Consider the following 15,096-nt stretch of genomic DNA (forward strand, 5'->3'; position numbering starts at 1 on the left):
CGCACCGGGTTACATTCGATGTGGTCTAGACCACGTCGTCCCCGCCTCGTGCCGCTTGGAGAACCGCCATGAGACGCACCTCCGCACGACTACGCTCCGCGCTCGCCGCCGTACTGATAGCAGCCGGCGGTACCGCGGCGCTCGCGCCACCCGCCGCCGCAGCCGGTTCGCTGACCGCCACCCTGGCGATGAGCGGCACGACCGGCACCTACACCGTCGCGAACACCGGCACCGCGTCGGTGAGCAACTGGGCGATCACCTTCACGCTGCCCGCCGGCGTCACCGCTTCGACCGGCGAAAACGGCACGGTGACCCAGAACGGCACCCAGGTCACGCTGACCCCCGCGTACTACATCGCGACGCTGGCGCCGGGCCGCAACACCTACCCGTACAGCCCGACGTTCCGGCTCAGCGCCGCCGCGACGCCCACGCAGTGCCGCGTCGACAACGCCAACTGCGACGGTTCACCCGACACTCCCCCGGGCGCGCCGGCGAACCTGCGGCTGGTCTCGAAGACGACCAAGACGGTCGCGCTGGCGTGGAACGCCTCCGCGGCCGGGTCGTTGCCGGTGACCGGGTACGACGTCTACCAGGGGACTTCCCTGGCCGCGTCGGTGACCGGGACCAGCGCCACCGTTTCCGGGCTCACGCCGGGTACGGCGTACTCGTTCACGGTGAAAGCCAAGGACGCCAAGGGAACCACGTCACCCGCGAGCGCGGCACTGGCCGTCACGACGAACAACCCGGCCGACGACACCCAGCCGCCGTCGGCGCCGAGCGGGCTGCGCTCGACGGCCGCCGACTCCGGCAGCGTGTCCCTGGCGTGGACGGCGTCGACCGACAACACCGGTGTCGTCAGCTACGACGTCTACCGCGGGTCCACTTTGGCCACGACCGTGACGACGACGGGTGCTGTCGTCACCGGGCTGGCACCGTCCACTTCGTACACCTTCACGGTGCGCGCCCGGGACGGCTACGACAACGTGTCGGCGCCGAGTGCCGCGGTGACCGCCCGGACCGGCGACATCGTTTCCGGCTACGCGAAGGTCGGGTACTTCGTCCAGTGGGGCATCTACGGGCGCCAGTACTTCGTGAAGAACCTGGAGACGTCGGGCGCGGCGGCGAAGCTGACGCACCTGCTGTACGCGTTCGAGAACATCGACCCGGTGAACCTGACCTGCCTCTCCGGCGTCACGAAGGGCACGACGGCGAACCCGCAGGACCCCAACCAGGGCGACGGCGCGGGTGACGCCGAAGCCGACTACTCGCGCCCGTTCTCGGCGGCGCAGTCGGTCGACGGCGTGGCGGACACGGGCTGGGAGTCGTTGCGCGGCAACTTCAACCAGTTGAAGAAGCTCAAGGCGAAGCACCCGAACCTCAAGGTGCTGGTGTCGCTGGGCGGCTGGACGTACTCGAAGTACTTCTCCGACGTCGCGGCCACGGACGCGTCGCGCAAGAAGTTCGTCTCGTCGTGCCTCGACACGTGGATCAAGGGCAACATCGCGCCCTACGGCGGCGCCGGCGGCCCGGGCACCGCGGCGGGCATCTTCGACGGCATCGACCTCGACTGGGAGTGGCCGGCCAGCGCCGACGGCCACCCGGGCAACCACTGGAGCCCGAACGACAAGAACAACCTGACCGCCCTGCTGGCCGAGTTCCGCACGCAGCTCGACGCGTACGGCGCGACCACCGGCAAGCGGTACCAGCTGCACGCGTTCACCCCGGCGGACCCGGCGAAGGTCGCGTCCGGCTGGGACCTCTCGCGCGTCTTCAACTACCTGGATGTCGCGAACGTCCAGGGTTACGACTTCCACGGCTCGGGCAGCGACAACTCGTGGGAGCCGAACCGCACCGGTCACCAGGGCAACCTGTACGCCGACGCGGACGACCCGTACAACTTCCACTTCAGTGCGGAAAGCGCGATCAATGCGTACACCGACGCGGGTGTCGATCCCCGTCGGTTGACGCTCGGATTGGCGTTCTACGGGCGCGGCTGGCAGGGCGTCGCAGACGGCGGAAAGCACGGCGAATGGCAGTCGGCGACCGGCGCGGCGCCGGGGCAGTTCGCCGAGGAGGCGGGCACCCGCGGCTACGCGAACCTGGTGGCGGGCGTGCCGGCGTGCACGGTCTACCACGACACGGCGGCGGTGGCGACGTCGTGCTACACCGGCAACGGTGGCCAGTGGTGGACGTTCGACGACGCGTGGTCGATCGGGCTGAAGACCACGTGGCTCAAGTCCCGCGGCCTGCTCGGCGTGATGGCGTGGGAGATGTCCGGTGACACCGGGACGTTGATGAACGCGGTCAGCGCCGGACTCGGCTGATGCGTTCAGCCCGCTGAACGGAAACTGCCTTCCGTTCAGCGGGCTGAACATTTCCCCATTCTTTTCTTCAGGAGCCAAAGAAAGGGGCCTTCACCTTCTTGACGGACGATGGTCCAGACCATGAGACTTGGGCGCAGCGCGCTGACCCCGGACACCGTCGTCTCGAGGAGAGCCATGTCCCGCTTGAGAAAAGCCGTCACGCTCGCCGCCCTGGTCCCGCTCGCACTCGGCCTGGTCAGTACCCCGGCCCCCGCGGCGCCGGCGACGTTCACGCACCCGGGCGTGCTGGTCAGCCGCCCGCAGCTCGACTTCGTGAAGACCCAGGTGAACGCCGGCGCCCAACCCTGGAAAGCGGCGTACGACCAGGCGGTTTCGAGTTCCTACGCGTCGCTTTCCCGCACGCCGAAACCCCGAGCGGTCGTCGAATGCGGGTCCTATTCGAACCCGAACTACGGGTGTACCGACGAGCGGGAAGACGCGATCGCGGCGTACACGGACGCATTGATCTGGTACATCTCCGGCGACGCGCGTTACGCGCAGAAGGCGATCGCGTTGATGGACGCGTGGTCGGCGACGATCACGAGCCACACCAACAGCAACGCGCCGCTGCAGACGGGCTGGGCGGGGTCGTCGTGGCCCCGCGCGGCGGAGATCATCAAGTACACGTATTCGAGCTGGCCGAACTCCGGCCGCTTCGGCACGATGCTGCGCAATGTGTACCTGAACAAAATCATCAACGGCAGCAACAGCAACGGCAACTGGGAACTGTCCATGATGGAGGCCGCGGTCGGAATCTCGGTCTTCCTGGAGGACAAGACCAACTTCGACAAGGCGGTGACTCGCTACCGCAACCGCGTCGCGGCGTACGTGTACCTGTCGTCCGACGGCGCGTTGCCGAAGACGGTCCCGGGCAGCGGGCTGTCATCACGTGACCAGATCGTGGGCTATTGGCAGGGCCAGTCGACGTTCGTGGACGGCCTGACCCAGGAAACCTGCCGCGACTTCACCCACACGGGCTACGGCATAGCGGCGATAGCGGACGTGGCGGAGACGCTCCGCATCCAGGGCCAGGACGTGTACGGAACGGACGTGGGCGAGCGCCTCCGCCAGGCGCTGGGCTTCCAGTCGAAGTACCAGCTGGGCACGGCGGCGCCATCGTGGCTGTGCGGAGGCTCATTGAAGCTCGGCCTGGGCCCGGTGACAGAGGTGGGCTTCAACGCGCTGCACACGCGCTTGGGCATCGCGATGACGAACACACAGACGTTGACGGAGCGCCAGCGCCCGGCGGGGTCGAACAACCTGTTCGTGGCGTGGCAGACGCTGACCCACGCCGCAAACCCGGCGTGATCTTGAGGAGGTCCGCCTGACCTGCATTCCCGCAGGTCAGGCGGATGGGGGCCCCAGTTGAAGACGGCTTCGGCGGGCACGCTAAAGTACTTCTCACGCACTCAGCGAGTGCGGGTCCGGGCTGTGGCGCAGTTTGGTAGCGCACTTGACTGGGGGTCAAGGGGTCGCAGGTTCAAATCCTGTCAGCCCGACGGACAAGCCACGTTTACGCAGGTAGACGTGGCTTTCGTCGTATCTGGGGTCCGTTCGGCTCGCACGTGACGGCTAAACCACGTCGCCGAGTGATGCGTGGAGCTGCTGGGGGGGGCAGAACTCCGGGAGGACCCACGAGATGAAACCGGGCAAGACCATCGTCACCGTGGCGATTGCAGCGGCCGCTTTCCTTTGCTCACCTGGGGCTGCCGACGCCAGTTCCTCCGTCGGCTCCTACTGCGTTCAGGACCTCGCAGGTGGCCCCGAGGCTTGCTTCACGACCGAGCACGCCCTCGATGCCTACCAGACGCAGCTGGCGCTGAGCCCCCTGCTCACTGTCTTCGACAGCACCGACTGGCACGGCGGAAGCGGGTACCTGAACTTCGCCAGCGCCTACGGGACGCACCTACTGCGACGCCGCCAAAGACGTCAACGAGGCCTCGGAAGGGAACCTCGGCACGCGGCACTTCTCGAACGGCTTGAACGTCGCCGGCCGGATCAGCTCTTACGTTCTCAAGGCCGGCTCTGGGTGCTTCGTCACCTTCTGGGACCAGACCGGCTTTACCGGCAACAGCGTTACCTGGAACCAGAACTGCGACGACATGGCCCGGTGCTTCGGCTTCTACTTCGACAACCGCGCACGTTCGCTCGCCGTCACCTGACCGGTCGGCCAGCGTCACTGAGTCACCGCCAGGCCCGATATGGTGTCCGGAGCCGATTCGAGGGGGCATCGCCATGACCGATCAGGAAGGCGCCGACTGGATTCCGCCCGGCGCGGATCTCTCCCGGCCCAGCGCGGCCCGGATCTACGACTACCTTCTCGGCGGGGCCCACAACCTCGCCGCCGATCGGGCCGTTGCTCAGAAGCTCGAGGCCATCCAGCCCCGGGTTGCCAGTGTCGCGCGGCGGAACCGGGCCTTTCTGCGGCGGGCCGTGCGGTTCATGCTCGACCAGGGCGTTCGGCAGTTCCTCGACCTCGGGTCCGGCATTCCGACCGTCGGCAACGTGCACGAAGTCGCCCAGGGCGTCGATCCGACGGCCAAGGTCGTGTACGTCGACTACGAACCCGTTGCCGTCGCACACAGTCGCATGCTGCTCAAAGACAACCCGTACGCCCAGGCGCTCGAAGCCGATGCCACCGACACTGAAGCCGTGCTCGGATCAGGGCCGGTCGAGGACCTGCTCGATCTCAAAGAACCCGTCGGGCTGCTTGCCATCACCCTCGGGCACTACCTCCCCGACGTCAGCCACGTCTTCAAGAACTACCGCGACGCACTCACCCCCGGTAGCCACCTCGCGCTGACCCATCTCACCAACGACTTCGCCGTCCTGCGCGACCCCAAGATCGCCGAGACCATGCGGTCGACGCAGGACCACATCTACCCGCGCTCACGTCACGAGGTGCTCGCCCTCTTCGACGGCTTCGAACTCGTCGAACCCGGGCTGACCACCTCCGCGAACTGGCGGCCGGATCGGGTCGCCGCCGTGGTCGATCCCGAAGAGGACGGCCTCTACGCCGGCGTGGGTATCAAGCAGTAGAGCCGAAGCGCTCCCACGCCGACTGGCGGGTCATTCCCAACGCCTCGCCGATCTGGGACCACGTGCCGCCCAGCGAACGTGCCTTGCCCACCCACGCCGCGAGGTTCTCCTGAACCTGCGTCGTGGCGGCCGCGACCGGGCGCAGGTTCTGCAGAACCTGCTCGAGCGGCAGGTCGTGCTCCCACGGTGCGATGAGCGGCGCGTCCGCCGGCTTGCCTTCGATCACCGATACGCACAGCTGCACGCACCCGTCGCAGATGAACACGCCCGGGCCGCCGACCAGCGTCTCGACCTCGGTGTTCGGCTTAGCACAGAACGAACAGCGCGCGATCACCCCAGTGGCCATCGTGACCTCCTTTTGTCAGGATGGACCTTACAGCCGTAAGGCGGACCCTGACAAGCTCAGGAAGTTCGACGTCCACTCGGCGAGTTCCGCCAGCCGCGAAACCAGCTCTTCGATCTCGGCCCAGCGCCGGTGCTCGCGTTCCAGATCCGGTACGAGGAAGTCCTCGACGAGGAGCAGCAACGTGGCGATCTCGTAGGCGACGTCGGCGAGCTGCAGGAAAGGGCGGTACTCGGCCTCGGTGCCGGTCCCGTTCCGCGCGGCCCACTCGCGAGCGCCGAGCCCGGCGGTGCGGCAGACGGACTCGACCGAGCGCCGGATCGCGCCGCGCCGGGAGTCGGGCTGCCCTTCCGTCAGCGGGGCGATGTTCCAGGCCACGGACAGCAGGCAGCACCCGGCGTCGTCCATTGAGTTGTGCTTCACGCGACGTACTCTGCGGACCCGCGGGCACAATCCCGGCGCTCCGACTCGCCCGGTCACCTCATCGTGTGGAGAACCGGCCCCTATCGGGCGAGCATCGGCACCGAAACGAAGTCCGCCAAGGCTTGCTGGCCCGCCGCGTTCGCGTGGATTCCGTCGCCGTTGTCGTACGCCGGCAGGATGCTGTTCGGCTTCAACGGGTCCTTGAGCACCATGTCGAAGTCGATCACGCCGGAACACGTGCCGCCGCAAGAGGCCCAGCGGGACACGAACACCCCGATCTCGTGGCGCGCCAGGTTGGCCGCATCACCGTAACCGGGCCGGGGCGTGCTCGGCGTGACGTACACCGCGATCCCCGCCGCTCGCAACCGCTGGAACACCGACCGGTAGCTCGCCAGGATCGTCTCCGCGTCACAGCCGTACGCGAGGTCGTTCGTGCCGTAGTAGTAGATCACCGACTTGACGCCGTGCAGCGCCAGGACGTCCCGGTCGAGGCGGCTTCCCGCGTCCAGGCCCGCCACCGACGGCGGCATCCCGGGGCACGACGGCGCGCTCGTCGTGCCCGAGACGCCGGCGTTCGCGACCGCGAGCGACGCCGGCACGAGGCGCCGCGCCAGGTCGTCGGTCCAGCGCTTGTCCGCGCCCAGCTGGGTGCAGCCCGGGCCGCAGTTCGTGCTGCCGATCCCGTCCACCACCGAGCTGCCGAACGGAACCACCGTGCCCTTCAACGACGCGTTGTGCACGTCGACCGCGCTGACCACGTACGTCGAACCGACCGTCGACGTGAAGGCCGCGCCCGACGCGTCGGCCGCGTGGTCGCCGGCCCCGGCGGCGGTCAAGTAGTTGTCGCGCAGGGCCGCGCCGTGCCGCCCGACGACCGCCGTGCCCTCGACGGACATGCTGACGGCAAGGTTCGTGTCCGGTCTCGTCACGAGCCGGGTCTCGTCGCTCCACACCTCGCCGCCGGCCGGGATGGTGACCGACCGCCGGCCGGTGAACAGCAGGTCGCGCGCTCCCGAGACGTCGGCGCCGGACGTGCCGAGGCCGGCCGTGGCGTGCCCGATCGTCAACGGACCGGTGCCGAAGGTGTTCTGCAGCCGGACGCGGACCGCGTCGCCACCCTGGCTCAGGTGGGTGATCATCCGCAGCGACTGGCTCGACACCGGGGCATCGGCGTGGCCGTCCTGCGACTGCGCCCACGACGTGAACCAGGTGTGTCCCGTGCCGTCCGCGTCCGGCGCCGAAGCGACCACCAACGCGGAAATCGCGGCGAGTACAGCGATCCGATGGACTGCTCGCATCCGACCGATGGTAGGGAGCCGATCACGGGAACGACAGGATTCTGTCCGATCTTGTCAGCTTCGGTCGGGGTGCAGTTCGATGGCGGTATGGAACAACCACTCTTCGGCGAACCGTTCGAGACACCAGACGGCACGACCGTGATCCCGGTCAGCCGCCCGGTCGGCGTGTTCGCGATCCGCGACGGGCAGGCCAAGTGGGAGCCGGCCGTCAACGCCAACCGCGTCGCCCTGCTGGCCGTGGCGACCGGGCTGATCGCCGCCACCCTCGGCACGCTCGCCGTGCTGCGGCGGCCGCCGTGGCCGGACCTGACCGGGCCCTGGGAGCGTTAAGCCGCCCCGCCGGCCAGCGCCACGACCCGGCCGAACGGCCCGTTGTAGTAGTTCTGGTCCCCCGGCAGGCCGCCGCCGCGGGCGAACTGCCAGATGCTCTGCTTGTCCCAGCCCGCCGGGAGCTCGCCGACCTCCGGGCCGTAGCGCGCGAGCCACAGCGGGTTCGTGTCGCCGAACCCGGACGCGTTGCCGGTGCACTGCTTCCACCACGCCGTGCTGGTGTAGATCAACGCGCTGCGCTTGACCTTCGCCAGGTAGGTCCGGGTGAAGTCGGCGATCCACGCCGTCATGTCGGCCTGGTTCTTGCCGTAGCAGACTTCGCCGTACGGGTTGTACTCGATGTCCAGCGCGCCGGGGAGCGTCTTGCCGTCGGACCGCCAGCCACCGCCGTGGGCGATGAAGTACTCCGCCTGCTGCGCGCCGCCGGAGATGTCGGGGCGGGCGAAGTGGTACGCGCCGCGGATCAGGCCCGCGTTGTGCGCACCGTCGTACTGCTGGCCGTACTGCGGGTTGACGAACCCGGTGCCCTCGGTCGCCTTGACGTAGGTGAACTTCGCGCCGCCGGCCGACGCGGCGGCCCAGTCGACGGCGCCCTGGTGCCCGCTGACGTCGTGCCCGAGCGTCTGGTCGGTCGTTTCGGCTCGCGCGGAGCCCGGCACCACGCCCTCGTGCAGCGCGATCTGCGTGCCCGCGAAGTTCGTGGCCGCGAGCGAGTAGTCCGGCGCGGCTTCGGCGGGAGCGGCTACGACCAGCGAAGCGAACGCCGCCAAAGCACCCGCCGCCGCGAGCCGGGCCCGCCACCGCTGTTCGTCGTGTCCGGCAACGGTTCGGCTCATCGGGGCTCCGATCTCGGTACTGACACGTCCGAAGCCCATGCTGCCTGCCCGCGTCGCTCCCCGCGAGCGATGTGTCACTCGATGTAGTGATCTATAGCTCGGTGGTGATGATCGCTTCGACCAGCACCTCCCCCACCGGGGTGAGTTCGACGACGCCGTCGTGCGGGCGCAGCTCGACGAGCCCTCGCGCGGCCAGCGACCGGAACTTGCCCAGCCACGGTTCCGCGAACAGCGAGCATCCCGGGAACCGCGCCGCGTGCAAGGAATCCCGCAGCGGCTGCAACGTCGTCAGCGCCATCTTCACCGCCCGCGCCTCCTGCGCTTCGGGCGTGAACCGCGTCGCCGAGCCCAGCGGAATCCGCCCGGCCGACACGGTTTCGATGTACCGCTTCGAGTTTACGTCGGTGATCGCCTCGGACGCGCGGCAGCTCGACGACCCGCCCAGCCCGATCGCGACCTCGGGCTCCTGCTTGTCCTGGTCGACCATGATGGCCTTCCACTTCTCGGGCCCGAGGCCGGCGCGCGCGAAGTACATCGTCGGGTGCTCGGTGTAGCCCGCCGCGCGCAGGCCGTCGGTGAGCAGCTCGCGCATCTGGTACTGCTCGCCGAGCGTCGGCCAGCGGTGGCCGTCGCGCACCAGCTTGTCCCGGTACGCCGGCAGCTGCCACGCCGCCGGCTTTTCGCCGGTCACGCCGGTGCGGGTGTCGCTGTAGGACGCCAGGTGCAGCTTCGTGCACACGACGGCCGTGACTTCGTTCTCCAGCACGACGTCGAGGTCGCGGCGGACGCTGTCGAGGGTCTGGTCCAGCAGGCCGTACATCAGGTCGATGCTGACCCACTCGAAGCCCAGCGACGCCGCGTTGCGGACGAAGTCGACGCACATCTGCGCGCTGTGCTCCCGGCCGCACAGCTCCAGCACGTGGTCGTCGAACGACTGGACACCGCTGGACAGCTTGGTACAGCCCAGTTCGCGCAACAAGGAAAGCTTGGCCGGGGTGAACGTGCTCGGGTCACCCTCGAACCGGATCGTCGTATCGGCGGTGAACCCGAACTCCGAACGGTAGAACTCCAGGAGCCGGCGGATCTCCGGCTCCGGCAGCAGCGACGGCGTGCCGCCGAAGACGTTGAACTCCCCCACTTCCGCACCACGCAGGTTCGGCACGGCGTCGAGCCACAACCGCGCCTCGGCGATGTTGAGGTCGACCCAGTGCTTGGCCTTCTCGTACTGCACTTCGGGTTTGCCCTTGACCAGCACCACCGGGTACTGGCAGAAGCGGCAGCGGTACGCGCAGGTCGGGATGTACGACCACAGGTGGATCGGTCCCGAGGACGCCAGCTGGGCGTCCAGGTCGCGCAGGAAGTCCGCCGGTGCGCCGGGGACGTTGCCCGGGAACACGTGCGCCCCGAACGGGTCCTCCTGCACGAAGTCGAGGAGGTGCCGGTTCTCCGGCGCTTCGAGGACGTCGAGCACCGCGGGCCGCGGCCACGCCGGGTCGAGCGTGTGCAGCGAGCCGATCGCCTCTTCGTAGGCGAGGGTCATCAGAACACCCCTCCGTTGCCGAAGTAGTTGTGGGCCTCTCCCGATTCACGGTCTTCGCAGTAGTAGCGGACGAACTCGGCGAACCGCGCGGCCGGGACCTCCGCCAAGCACGGCGGAAGGGGCGGTGGATAACCGATGTCCTCGCCGACGTGGCGACGCAGGCAGGCGAACAGTTCGTCGGCGAACTCGAAGTACAGCCGGTACGACGGAGTCTTGTACGCGTGGATCGGCGTGAAGTCGACGACGCGCATCTCGTCGCGGATCTCGGCGATCCGCCGCGCGAGCCGGGACGCCAGGTCGGCGCCGAAGAACGCGATGACGGCGTCGTCCTCCAGCAGCGCCGGGGTCAGCAGCACCGGCAGGATCGTGTTCTTCGGCGTGAAGTCCTTGATGGAGAACTCCCACGCCTGCTGAGCCTCGGCCTCCGACAGGTCCGCGCCGGCAGCCGGAGCCGACGGCCGGATGTCGCGCATGACGATGATGCCGTCGGAACCGTAGGCGCGGCCGGCGATCACCTCGTCGATGGCGTGGTCGACGCGCCGCGGGTTGATTTCGACGCGTGAGCGCGGCGCATACGTGATCGCATCGCCGACACTGGCGACCTTGATGCCGAAGTCCCAGTCGTCGGACAGGTGGCTGACGAACTTCCCGTCCTGCAGCTGGTAGAAGATCTCGATGCCGCCCGCGCGCTCGTACGCGTCGCGCTCGACGGCGAAGCCCTTGCCGTCCGGGAAGCCGCCGAACAGCGAAAACGTGACCGCGCGGCAGCGCAGCGTCCGCTGGATCGCGTCCCACAGCCGCGGCCGCCCGGTGAAGTGCGAAGCGTTGTAGTAGTAGTCGCAGACGCCGATGGCCGCCTTGCTCGACTCCATCGCGGCGAACAGCTCGCTCAGCCAGTGCGGGTCGACGCGGCAGTCCGCGTCGGCCGAGACCAGGTAGAACCGCTCGGCCGGATCGGCGTCGGGCCGGTTGCGGCTGCGCGCAAGCGCGAAGTCCATCCCCGCCCGGCGCGCGCACGACACGCCTTGCTCGGCCTCGGCGATCACGTGCAGCGCGAGATCCGGGTGCGCCGCCGCGAAGGCGTGCGCGACGGCCACCGTGTCGTCAGTCGAGTTGTTGTCCACCAGCACGACCTCGTACCGGCTCTTGTCCAGCGGACCGGCGCCGTCGCGCTGCTCGTGCAGCGTCCGCAGGACCTCCGGGAGGTTGGCGGCCTCGTTGTACACCGGCAGCACGACGGACAGCCGTGTCCCGGCGCCCATCGGCGGCGGGTACAGCCGGTCGACGAGGTCGTCGACGACCTCCGTGCCGAAGTGCGCCTGCCCGAGTTCGGAGTTCGCCCGCACCACGTCCGCCCGTTTCCCTTCGTCGGTGATCAGCTCGGCCACTTCGCGGGCGAAGGCCGCGTCCGGCAGGTCGCGGGCCCGGATGTCCAGCACCGGCGCCCGGAAGCCTTTGCGGCCGTAGACGACCTCGTACAGCTCGTACCCGCTGGTGATGTACGGCGTCCCGGAGGCGATCGCCTCGCTGACCGGGTTGCCGTAGCTCTCGTAGTCGTAAGAGGTCAGGAACGACACGACGGTCGCGTGCGCCAGCAGGTCCCGCACCGAATACCGGCCGGGCACGCTCGTGTCGTACGGCGTCAGCCAGCCGCCGAACACGACGCGCTCGCGCACGCCCAGCCGAGCGGCGAGGGCGACGAGCCGCGCGTGCTCGGCGGGTGCCTCGTCGACGTCGCCGGCGACGAACAGCCACGCGGCCGGCAACAGCGCCAGCAGGTGCAGGTCCCGGTCGATCCGCTTCTGCGGGATGATCCGCGTGATCCGGGCGAGCAACGGAACGTCCTCGGGGATGCCGTGGTCCCGCCGGAAGCCCGCGGTGCGCTCGTCGATCCGCGCGGGCGCGATGGTGAACGCGTTCGGCAGGACGTCGATGTTCCGCAGACCGGGAACCCACTCCAGCGTTTTCGCCAACGCCTGCTCGTGCAGCGCGAAGTAGTGGATGTGCGGCGAATTCCGCGGCGCGGGGACGCCGGGGTACGGGAACCGGCCGTACTTCGCGATGCCCGGCTCGCTCTGCCACATCAGGTCGTGGTCGCGCCAGAACACGAACCGGCCGAGCCGGTGCCGGGTGCCGTAGCGGCCGATCGCGCGGTAGAGCGCTTCGGTGTAGGCGATGTTCTCCGGCAGGGTTCCGTTCTCCACCATCACCATCGTGACGCCGAGGCGTTCCCAGGTGGCCACGATGCGGTCGGCCAGCTCGCCGGCGATCCGGTCGATCTCGGGGCGCAACGTCTCGTCACCGCGCTGGACGACCTCGCGCAGGACGCGGTCGACGAACTCCCGGTCGTAGCCGCGGATCTCCTCGACGCCGTCGACGCGGTCGAGCGTGACCCAGTCCGGCAGCAGCCCGGCTTCGTCGCGGTAGGGCCGGAAGAACGCACCCTTGTCGGCCTTGATGTCGTAGCCGAGGTCGAGGTGGACGCGGTGCCCGGCGAACCGGCGCGCCGTCTTGAGGAACTCGACCACCACCCCGGACAGCGCGGTGGCGTCGAAGGACACGCCCCAGAGGACTGACATCGATGTCGGACTCCTGTCTCGGCTTCGCCGTCACTCCCAGCCTACGGGCTGTGGCGGCGAGTGGCCGCGTGAGCAGAGAGCGCTTTCCCCCGGCGCGCGGTGGTTGACCGCGGCGCACCCACGCCCCAGAGTGGCTCCATGAACCGGGCCCTCGGGGTGCTGACCTGCGGCGCCTTCCTCTCGATCGTGCTCGGGGTCCTCGGGTCCGGGGAGCCCGTGCTCTCGCTCGTGCTCGGCGCGGTGTTCGCCGTGCTGGCGACCGCGGGCTTCGGCTGGGTGCGCACCCGCGGCCGTCCGGCGTGGCGGGCCGCGTACGTCGGTGTCCAGCTGCCGCTGGCCTTCGTGACGTTCACGATCAACGCCGGCGTCGGGGCGACGCTGTTCCTCGTCGTGCTGGTCAGCCAATGCGTGCTGCTGCGGCTGCCGCTGCCGGTGGTCGCGCTGGTCATCGCCGTGGTGCCGCTCGTGCACCTCGGCATGTCGCTGGGCGAAGGCCTGCGGGAAGGCCTGGGAACGCTGGTTTCGGTGCTGTTCGCGGCCGTCATCACCGAGCTGCTGGTGCGCGAACAACGCTCGCGCGGCGAACTCGCCGAAGCGCACGAGAAGCTGCGCGGCTACGCGACGCAGGCCGAGCGGCTGGCGACGGCGCAGGAGCGCAACCGCGTCGCGCGCGACATCCACGACGGGCTCGGGCACTCGCTCACCGTGGTCCAGATGCAGGTCAAGGCCGCGCGGGCGGTCCTGCCGACCGATCCGGGCAAGGCCGACGAGGTCCTCGCGAAGGCGCAGGAGCAGGCGGAGAACGCGTTGTCGGAAGTGCGCCGCTCGGTGAAGGCGTTGCGTGAACCGCGGTCGACGCCGTTGCCGGACGCCCTCCGCGCGCTGGCGTCGGAAGCGGGCCTCCCCGCCGAACTCACCATCTCCGGTGCCGAACGGCCGCTGCCGGACGAGCACCGCGAAGCCCTGTTCCGGGCCGCGCAGGAGGGTCTGACGAACGTCCGGAAGCACGCGGAGGCCGCGCACGTCGACCTCCTGCTCGACTACGCCGACGCGTCCGTGCGCGTCTCGGTGCGCGACGACGGCGTCGGGACGAGCGGGGCCGCGGCGGCCGGCTTCGGGCTGGTGGGGTTGCGGGAACGCGCCGAGCAGCTGGGTGGCAAGCTCGCCTTCACCTCGGCGCCCGGCGAGGGCAGCGCGCTGAGCATGGAGGTCCCCGGATGACGCCGGTCCGCGTCCTGCTCGTCGACGACCAGGCTCTGTTCCGCGAAGCGCTCGCCACGCTCCTGGCGACCCATGACGGCATCGACGTCGTCGGCGAAGCGGGCAACGGCGAGGAGGCGCTGGGCCAAGCCGCCGCCCTCGCTCCGGACGTCGTCCTGATGGACCTGCGGATGCCGGTCCTCGACGGCGTCTCCGCGACCCGGCGGCTGCGGGGCGAGCACCCGGACGTCCAGGTCATCGCGTTGACCACGTTCGACGACGACGAAGACGTCTTCGCGGCCCTTCGCGCGGGGGCGGTGGGGTATCTGCTCAAGGACGTCTCGTCGGCCCGGCTGATCGAGGCGGTGCTGGCGGCCGCGCGCGGGGAGTCCGTGCTGCAGCCGTCGGTGGCCGCGAAGGTCGTCGCGCGGTTCGCGCAGCTGTCCGAGCCACGACCTCAGCCGCTGGTGGTGCCGTTGTCGGAACGCGAGCAAGACGTGCTGCGCCTGCTCGCCGACGGCCGCAGCAACCGGGAGATCGCCGCGAAGCTGTTCCTCGCCGAAGGCACGGTGAAGAACCACGTGACGAACCTGCTGGGCAAGCTCGGCGCGCGTGACCGCACCCAAGCCGCGCTGCGGGCCCGGGACCTCGGCTTGCTCTGACCCGCGGTCACATGACCCGGGTCATGACTTCCGGCACGTCCGCAGGCGGCCGGCACCCGGGATTCTCGTCCAGGACAACACCTGGAGGGACTCATGACCACCACCGCGCCGCCCCGGACCACCGGCCGCAAGCTCGCCCGGTTCACCGGCCACTACGTCGAAATGGTCGCCGCCATGCTGATCGGCATGGTCGCGCTGCACCCCCTCTGGCCGCAGGCCTGGCTGGAGCGCGCGGACGTCGACGCGCTCGTCATGGCCACGAACATGACGAGCGCGATGACCGCAGCCATGCTGCTGCGCCGGCATTCGTGGCCCCGCATCGCCGAGATGGCCGCCGCGATGTACCTGCCGTTCGTCGCGCTGCTCGTACCGTTCTGGCTCGGCGCGATCTCCGGCGGCACCCTCATGATCGCCGGGCACGTCGTCATGTTCCCGCTGATGCTGGCCGCCATGGTGTGGCGCCGCGCCGAGTACTGGCACTGA

Annotated in this window: 14 protein-coding genes and 1 tRNA gene; 9 read left to right on the plus strand and 6 right to left on the minus strand. The window is 69.4% G+C overall.

The genetic code is table 11. The annotated features are described in order from the left end of the window. Positions 1 to 68 precede the first annotated feature (68 nt). The 5 genes from ACERZO_RS15625 (at position 69) to ACERZO_RS15645 (ending at position 5,402) form a co-directional block, all read left to right on the plus strand. Positions 69 to 2,324, plus strand: a complete 2,256-nt coding sequence (locus tag ACERZO_RS15625; protein WP_372665352.1) for a glycosyl hydrolase family 18 protein — start codon at positions 69 to 71, stop codon at positions 2,322 to 2,324. A 174-nt stretch (positions 2,325 to 2,498) separates the two neighbouring features. Continuing rightward, the gene (locus ACERZO_RS15630; protein ID WP_372665353.1) at positions 2,499 to 3,671 is read left to right on the plus strand and encodes an alginate lyase family protein; all 1,173 of its coding nucleotides are present in this window, start codon (positions 2,499 to 2,501) and stop codon (positions 3,669 to 3,671) included. Between the two features lie 117 nt (positions 3,672 to 3,788). Further along, a tRNA-Pro gene (locus ACERZO_RS15635) sits at positions 3,789 to 3,862 on the plus strand. Between the two features lie 480 nt (positions 3,863 to 4,342). After that, positions 4,343 to 4,525 carry a hypothetical protein gene (locus ACERZO_RS15640; RefSeq protein ID WP_372665354.1) on the plus strand — a complete coding sequence of 61 codons (183 nt, stop codon included), beginning with the start codon at positions 4,343 to 4,345 and terminating at the stop codon, positions 4,523 to 4,525. A 73-nt stretch (positions 4,526 to 4,598) separates the two neighbouring features. Further along, positions 4,599 to 5,402 carry an SAM-dependent methyltransferase gene (locus tag ACERZO_RS15645; RefSeq protein ID WP_372665355.1) on the plus strand — a complete coding sequence of 268 codons (804 nt, stop codon included), beginning with the start codon at positions 4,599 to 4,601 and terminating at the stop codon, positions 5,400 to 5,402. Here the strand turns inward: ACERZO_RS15645 and ACERZO_RS15650 are convergent. From ACERZO_RS15650 to ACERZO_RS15660, 3 genes are all read right to left on the minus strand, one after another. Next, on the minus strand, positions 5,392 to 5,748 hold the full coding sequence (locus ACERZO_RS15650) for a ClpX C4-type zinc finger protein (RefSeq protein WP_372665356.1): 357 nt from the start codon (positions 5,746 to 5,748) through the stop codon (positions 5,392 to 5,394). The two genes, ACERZO_RS15645 and ACERZO_RS15650, sit on opposite strands and share 11 nt — an antisense overlap. 27 nt (positions 5,749 to 5,775) lie before the next feature. Beyond that, positions 5,776 to 6,168, minus strand: coding sequence for a hypothetical protein (locus ACERZO_RS15655; protein ID WP_372665357.1), 393 nt, complete (start codon positions 6,166 to 6,168; stop codon positions 5,776 to 5,778). Between the two features lie 80 nt (positions 6,169 to 6,248). Then, positions 6,249 to 7,466: a GDSL-type esterase/lipase family protein gene (locus ACERZO_RS15660; RefSeq protein ID WP_372665358.1), complete on the minus strand. Its 1,218-nt coding sequence runs from the start codon at positions 7,464 to 7,466 to the stop codon at positions 6,249 to 6,251. 87 nt (positions 7,467 to 7,553) lie between these two features. On the opposite strand from ACERZO_RS15660, the gene ACERZO_RS15665 reads away from it, so the two are divergent. Next, complete coding sequence (locus tag ACERZO_RS15665) at positions 7,554 to 7,796, plus strand: hypothetical protein (protein ID WP_372665359.1); 243 nt, start codon at positions 7,554 to 7,556, stop codon at positions 7,794 to 7,796. Here ACERZO_RS15665 and ACERZO_RS15670 read toward each other — a convergent pair. The 3 genes from ACERZO_RS15670 to ACERZO_RS15680 all read right to left on the minus strand — a co-directional run bounded on the left by ACERZO_RS15670 (position 7,793) and on the right by ACERZO_RS15680 (position 12,751). Continuing rightward, entirely contained in the window at positions 7,793 to 8,632 is an 840-nt protein-coding gene (locus ACERZO_RS15670) for a lysozyme (protein ID WP_372665360.1), read from the minus strand. The genes ACERZO_RS15665 and ACERZO_RS15670 overlap by 4 nt on opposite strands. Before the next feature lie 91 nt (positions 8,633 to 8,723). Continuing rightward, on the minus strand, positions 8,724 to 10,172 hold the full coding sequence (locus ACERZO_RS15675; protein ID WP_372665361.1) for a radical SAM protein: 1,449 nt from the start codon (positions 10,170 to 10,172) through the stop codon (positions 8,724 to 8,726). Then, positions 10,172 to 12,751, minus strand: coding sequence for a glycosyltransferase (locus ACERZO_RS15680; protein ID WP_372665362.1), 2,580 nt, complete (start codon positions 12,749 to 12,751; stop codon positions 10,172 to 10,174). The genes ACERZO_RS15675 and ACERZO_RS15680 overlap by 1 nt, the downstream gene beginning before the upstream one ends. A 138-nt stretch (positions 12,752 to 12,889) precedes the next feature. Between ACERZO_RS15680 and ACERZO_RS15685 the strand changes: the two genes are divergently transcribed. The 3 genes from ACERZO_RS15685 (at position 12,890) to ACERZO_RS15695 (ending at position 15,096) form a co-directional block, all read left to right on the plus strand. Then, positions 12,890 to 13,972 carry a sensor histidine kinase gene (locus ACERZO_RS15685; protein WP_372665363.1) on the plus strand — a complete coding sequence of 361 codons (1,083 nt, stop codon included), beginning with the start codon at positions 12,890 to 12,892 and terminating at the stop codon, positions 13,970 to 13,972. Continuing rightward, a complete protein-coding gene (locus ACERZO_RS15690; protein WP_372665364.1) occupies positions 13,969 to 14,613 on the plus strand; it encodes a response regulator in 645 nt (214 codons plus the stop codon). Before ACERZO_RS15685 ends, ACERZO_RS15690 begins: the two co-directional genes overlap by 4 nt. 93 nt (positions 14,614 to 14,706) lie before the next feature. After that, positions 14,707 to 15,096 carry a hypothetical protein gene (locus ACERZO_RS15695; RefSeq protein ID WP_372665365.1) on the plus strand — a complete coding sequence of 130 codons (390 nt, stop codon included), beginning with the start codon at positions 14,707 to 14,709 and terminating at the stop codon, positions 15,094 to 15,096.

The organism is Amycolatopsis kentuckyensis (assembly GCF_041679295.1).
GTDB classification, from domain to species: domain Bacteria; phylum Actinomycetota; class Actinomycetes; order Mycobacteriales; family Pseudonocardiaceae; genus Amycolatopsis; species Amycolatopsis kentuckyensis_A.